Origin of the sequence: Nostoc sp. UIC 10607 (assembly GCF_047228265.1) — a bacterium.
GTDB classification, from domain to species: domain Bacteria; phylum Cyanobacteriota; class Cyanobacteriia; order Cyanobacteriales; family Nostocaceae; genus Nostoc; species Nostoc foliaceum_A.
Genome location: NZ_JBIQNW010000135.1, coordinates 1 through 6,304, shown reverse-complemented (window position 1 = coordinate 6,304; position 6,304 = coordinate 1). Strand labels below are relative to the sequence as shown.

At 48.7% G+C, this 6,304-nt stretch carries 1 protein-coding gene and 2 pseudogenes; all 3 read right to left on the bottom strand.

The features are described from left to right. Nucleotides 1-189 precede the first annotated feature (189 nt). Nucleotides 190-793 (bottom strand): annotated as a pseudogene (locus ACEYW6_RS35495) (transposase domain-containing protein); the annotation flags it as partial. 89 nt (nt 794-882) lie between these two features. Next, a complete protein-coding gene (locus ACEYW6_RS35490; RefSeq protein WP_412983494.1) occupies nt 883-5,055 on the bottom strand; it encodes a CheR family methyltransferase in 4,173 nt (1,390 codons plus the stop codon). Nucleotides 5,056-5,928: 873 nt separating this feature from the next. Next, a pseudogene (locus tag ACEYW6_RS35485) lies at nt 5,929-6,304 on the bottom strand (hypothetical protein); the annotation flags it as partial.

The window sequence follows — 6,304 nt, the reverse complement described above, 5'->3', positions numbered from 1 at the left end:
GTAATAATCTACTTTTCAACTCTTACTGCGGCAAAGTTATGGTTTCAAAAATGGCAAACTTATGGTTACAGTCACAAAAATAATACTTTAAATTCGTAGGCTTAGTGAAATTTTGCCGCAGACTAGAATGGCACGCTTGTTAATCGCAAAGCCCTGATATAACAAGATTTTGAGTGTGGGGAGTGTGGGGGCACTGACTCGCTCACCTATCCGGTAAGGACACATCAGTGCATCAACAATTAAATGTGTCCCAGTTTCAATTAACAGTACTAGGCGCACTTTTGGGAAAGCCGCTCGCGTTCCTGGTCGTGTTCCTGGATATCCAAAAACTCTGGCATTCGATGGCGTATCCGGGACATCGAAAACTGTCCCATCTACTGCCATCAATCGCAATCCCCCTAAAAAAGCACCTCCGGTCTCAATTGTGGCTAGCGGTTTGACTATTAAATGAAATAGGCGGCTCATTACCCCTGCTCCTACTCGCTGTCGGGCTTCTGTTATTGATGATTTACAGGGTATTCGCCAATATTTTCCCACTCTCACCGACGCTTCACTTAACCCATCCACTAAGTTTTTTAGCACTGAACTCAAAAGATGCTTTTGACCATAAGCTCATTGCAATGACTAGACAGACCACCAGATGTGAAGGTAAAGCCCGCTTCCGTTCTTCATTACTATGTGTCTGTATGATCACTTGCGAGATTGCTTCTGCTGGGATAGCTGTTTCTAACGCTTTGAACACCGTACCTGGTTCAATCGCAGATGAAATCAGCGAGAATTCTTTGAGTTGCATTCAATCTCATTACACTTGAGTGATAACCCTCAGTTTATCTGGTTTTTGGCTTAACTGAACCGTATTGAGCCTCGTATAACGGCAAGCCGTTAAGTTCGTTTAGCCAAATCGGCAATTATTGCACGCAGTTGAACCAGATCACAGGGTTTAGCTATGTGCATTTGAAACCCAGCCTCGATCGCCCGTTGTTGTTCTGCTTTACTGGCATAGCCCGTCAGCGCGATCGCCGGAATTTGTCCTCCGGCTGCCGCACTGAGCGATCGCACCTGTTGAATCAGGAAGTAGCCATCTTCATCAGGCAAGCCGAGATCAGAAATCAGCACATCATAGCGGTTAGGGCTTTCCCTGAGAGCAGAGAGGGCTGCTCTGGCAGTCGTTACGGCCAGCACCTCTGCCCCGTAATCCTCTAGTATTAACTGCAAGGGTAAAAGCACATCGACCTGATCATCCACCACCAGGATATGCAAGCCTTCTAGAGAGGGGAGATTTTGCGAAGCGTCCAAAGATGTTTCTACCGTCGGTTCGACAATCGGCGGTGAGGTTGGGGGCGGGACGTATAAAGGCAACCGCACGGTCAGTGTGGCACCTTGTCCTTCGCCCGGACTTTCAGCCAGCACAGTGCCACCATGCAGCTCGATGAGATGCCGCACGATCGCCAAGCCTAATCCTAGCCCTTGATTGGTTTTGGTTGTACTGGAATCGGCCTGATAGAACCGCTCGAAAATATGTGGCAATAACTCTGCTGGAATACCAATTCCTGTGTCACTGACTTGAATTTGCGCCTGCTGGTCAACCTGTGACAGCGTGATGTCTACTCGTCCACCCGCAGGCGTAAACTTGATCGCATTCGAGAGCAGGTTCCCCAGCACTTGCTGCAATCGTTCGGCATCCCCCAGCACGGTGATCGAACTCAACGATGACACTAACTGAATATTTTTTGCCACCGCCGAGAAGTTAACGCTATCGAGAGCAGCTTGAACCAATAAGCTCAAGTCGATCGGGTGGCTATTCAATTGCAACTTGCCACTCGCAATCCGAGAGGCATCCAGAATATCTTCAATTAGGTAATTGAGTAGCCTACCGTTCTGCTCAAAGGCTTCTAAGGCGTGATCGACTGTTGCCTTGTCGCAGTCGCGGTTGCGGAGCAGTTGTACCCATGCCAGCAGCGAGTTGAGCGGATTTCGCAGTTCATGAGACAGATTTGAGAGAAATTCATCTTTGGCACGATTGGCCGCTTCAGCCTTCTGGCGCGCCGTGCGCTCGGTAACATCTAAGATCACTAGCAAAATCATGTTTATGTTGTCTTCTCGGTACAGTTTGCAGCCATTGAACAGCATGTTTTTTTGCCCAATCTGCTCGAAATCATGATTGACTTCAAAATCCTGCACCGCAAGCTCATCCGCCAGAATACCGTTCAACATCGATCGCAGTTCGGGAATATCCCACTGCCCATTGCTTAATTCAAACAGCAACGTGTTGATGGTTTCAGCTTCACAAACCTGAAATGTCTCGTAAAACGCTCGATTCGCGGTATTCACCCGTAAATCAGCGTCCAGCACAACCAGTGGGATTTGCACCGTCTCAACGATGGCTTCTGTATAGTTGCGAGCGCTCTCTAGGCTGGCAGTGTAGCGTTTGAGGGCATTAATATCCTGTAGCAACAGTGTCACACCGTCAATTTGGTTTTCAGTGGTGCGATAGGGGCGAATGCGGATGCTATACCAGTATCCGGCTTCTGTTTGGATTTCCTGTTCTTTCGTATTGAGGGTCTCCAATACCTCCAAAATCATCGGTTCTAGCTGGGAAACGTCAAAATTGCCATGCAGGTCAGTGAAGGGTCGTCCGATATCGGTGGGGATGAAATTGAACAGTCGCTGGGCGGTTGGTGTAAAGCGGCGAATCCTTAAGTCATTCGTCAGCATCACAATCGGGATATTAATGCTGGCGATAAAGTTGTTGAGATCACTATTGTCTCGATTTTGTTGCAGATTCCGACTCCGCAGTTCTTCATTGGTCGTCGAGAGTTCTTCATTGGTGGCTTGAATTTCTTCCTTCGCCGTTTGCAGTTCTTCATTCGTGCTTTGCAGTTCCTCATTGCTCGATAGGATCTCTTCATTCGCTATACGCAAATTTTGGTTGAGTTGGTTTTGCTCCTGCATCATCGCTTGCAGATGCGCTTGGGCCGAGAGTTCGCGTTGGGTGGCGGCAGACAACGCCTGACGAAGCGTTACAAGCTCACGCGCTAAGTCCGCTGGCTCCAAGTTTTCTACCGTTGCGGAACTGGTGAACGTGTTAGAGGCAGGGGCAGAGGGCGAGATGGGATTAAAAAGCACCAAAAAATAGAGGGCGTTCATCAGGGCTGGGCGAAATGGCAGCACCTCCAGATTCAGCCGCGCTCGCTCACCCTGTTCCATTTGAATGTCTTCCTGCCGCACCAGCACGTTCTCTGTCTTAGCCTGATACAGGGCGGTGCGAAGGGGTGTTACCAGCCCTTCGCGTGCCATAGACAGCAGGTTTAGCTCCGTGGTGCTAGGGGTCAACTTCAGGTAAAGATCGAGGTCTCCGCGCATCTGTAATATCTGCATCTGTTCATCGACCATGACCGATAGCGGCATATAGCGATTGGCGATCAGTTGGTCAACTTCTCGGGCTAAATCAAAGGGAATGGAACGCTTTTCTGGGATGCGCTGCGGATTATGGAGACTGGGGACGAACCCAGAAGTGGCTGTAAACGCAAATAAGCGATTAGAGAAGCTCAATTTTCGGGCATAGATTTTGCAGGCTTCATCAACGGGCGCAAACAAATTTGAGGCAGTTTTGATGCTTTCTGCCGTACCCAACACCAGGCAGCCCGTTAAGTTGAGGCTGTAATGAAACAACGCCATGATGCGCTCTTGCAGGCGATCGGATAAATAAATCAGCAGGTTGCGACAGCTAATCAGATCGAGATTCGAGAACGGGGGGTCGTCGCCTAAGTTATGATGGGCAAACACACAAAATTCGCGAACGGTACTGCTGATTTGATACCCTCCCCCTGCCTGAGTGACAAAGAACCGACTTTTACGCTCCGGTGAAACGCCTGCCATCTGGCTTTCTAGGTAGAAGCCCGATCGGGCTTTGCTAATGGCTGTTTCGCTAATGTCGGTAGCAAAAATCTGAATCGGCGGGACGGTGGCGCGATCGCTGAAAAACTCTAACAAGCAGATGGCGAGTGAGTAGACTTCTTCCCCAGTTGAACAGCCAGCCACCCAAATCCGAAGCGGCACATCGCTGGCTTTATTTTGGCTGATCCTGGGGAAAACCTGGGTTTTCAATTTCTCAAAGACGTGCGGATCGCGAAAGAAACTGGTCACATGGATGAGAATTTCTTCGTACAGAGCTTGAATTTCGTCCCCGTGCGTTTGCAAATATTGCGCGTATGCTGCCAGACTGTCCAGCTTATACAGCAGCATCCGCCGCTGGATACGGCGCTCCAGCGATGCCGGTTTGTATTGGGTAAAGTCAACGCCAGTTGTCGTGCGGAGGAGGGAAAAAATTCGGCTCAGGGGATCACCCGGTTTTGGGGGTAACTCCTGGATGATCTGCAACGGCTCTGATTGCCCCAGAAAGGGGTTGCGACTGAGATTGCTCAGTTCTGTAGCAATGCCTTGCGGCGGCAACACAAAATCCACCTTACCAGTTGCAATCGCCGTATTGGGCATACTGTTAAATTGCGCCGTGGCATCACATTCGGCAAAGGTGACACCCCCAGCGATCTTGACGGCTTTCACCCCCTCAGCACCGTCTCCATCCATCCCCGACAGCACAATGGCGATCGCTTTGTTGCCGCGATCGGTCGCTAACGACTCAAAAAAGATGTCGGCGGGTAAATATTTGCCGTCACTTTTCTGCCGGAGCGCGAGCCGCAGAATGCCATCGACCAGGGTCATTTGGGCATTGGGCGGAATCACATAGACCGCGTTTGGCTCAACCCGCATCTGGTCTTGCACCTGACGTACAGACATGGTAGTCACTCTGCCTAAAATTTCCGGCAGCAGGCTTTCATGGTCAGGAGACAAATGCTGAATTAGCACAAACGCCATGCCCGTATCCGTTGGCAAATGGCGCATCAGTTCCGTAAATGCCTCTAGCCCGCCAGCAGAAGCGGCAATTCCCACCACTGGAAAAGGGGCATCGGTTTGGGATGACTGATTTGGCTCCGAGTCTGGTTTGACGGGGAGTGAGTCGGATGGCTCCTTGGGGACGGGTGACTCAGCAGACATAAATTGTATGGGAGTTCAATGCTCCTTTCAACAACACTGAACTAAGCAGGAGTCGAGTCAATACGGTTCGGTTAAAGGGGAAAGGGAAAGGGAAAGGGACTCATGTTTTGAATACATCCTTTCCCCTTTACCCCTTACCCTTTACCCAGACCACAAGGAAAGTGAAAAATGCTTATCCGAACCGTATTGGGAGTCGAGTGAGCGCTTGAGCAGGCTCAACAGCAGACCGTCTCAGTTCAACCAAGAAACTGATCTGTTGCCAGATTCCAGGAGGAAAAGCACCAGGTCACTTCAATGATACGACGTAAGTACACTTAGGTCACAACCCTCAGTCTACCTGTTTTTGCGATCGCTCACTCCTAACTATAGATAGTCAAGCAACTTTCTTATAGAATATTAAAGAATTAGGTATAAATTATTATCGGCACTGTACAGGATAACGTTAATTTCTGAGATTAGATACAAAATTTCACTTTATGCACGAATTGCCTGGCTAGCTCAAAGCCTTGTCTGACAAGTAATTTCACTTTAGGGAGATCCAATAAATAAATCAGCCCAGCCCCTACGGGGTTCAGCAGTCGCTCATGGGGGAAACCCCCAAGACCGCGCTGCTTCACCGTATCAATAATATTTTTGGCAAAACCGAGAGATTTAGGCGCTTTCGCCCTCAAGGCGAAAGCGACGGCTGGGCTGATTTATTCTTGGCAAGTGCCTTATCTGCGAATTGCTGTGGCTGAAATCCCTATAAGTTCGTTGCCGCAATTTCACTTTATCTGCGAACCCCCACTTATTATTTATTACGTTGAAAAAATTTCACTAAGGAAGCAAACTCACAATACAAACAATGTCAGGGGAGCAAAGCATAACAAAGTTCTAAATGGTGCCGAAAGTAATACCCTGTTGTTTGAGCCACTGACGGTATGCAATAGAATAGCGATCGCTCGGTAAATGTACTTCTGCTTGCAAATATAAAGGTAAGCGTCGGGGTTGCTGGGAATTGACAATGGCAATATCTTGACTAGCAACAAGATTTTGAATATTTAGATAGACTTCAACTGGAATTTCACGGGCGCTGTTTACCATTAACCAATATTGGGCCACGCACTCATCTTCATCGACTGGCGTAATTGTATAGAAGACATTTAGACGATGCTCTCCAGGTCCGAGTTTAAACCCGGATTTCTCACAAAGCCTGAAAAAAGAAGAGTCAAAAACTGCCAAAATGACTAATATACCTGAATTCCAGCAG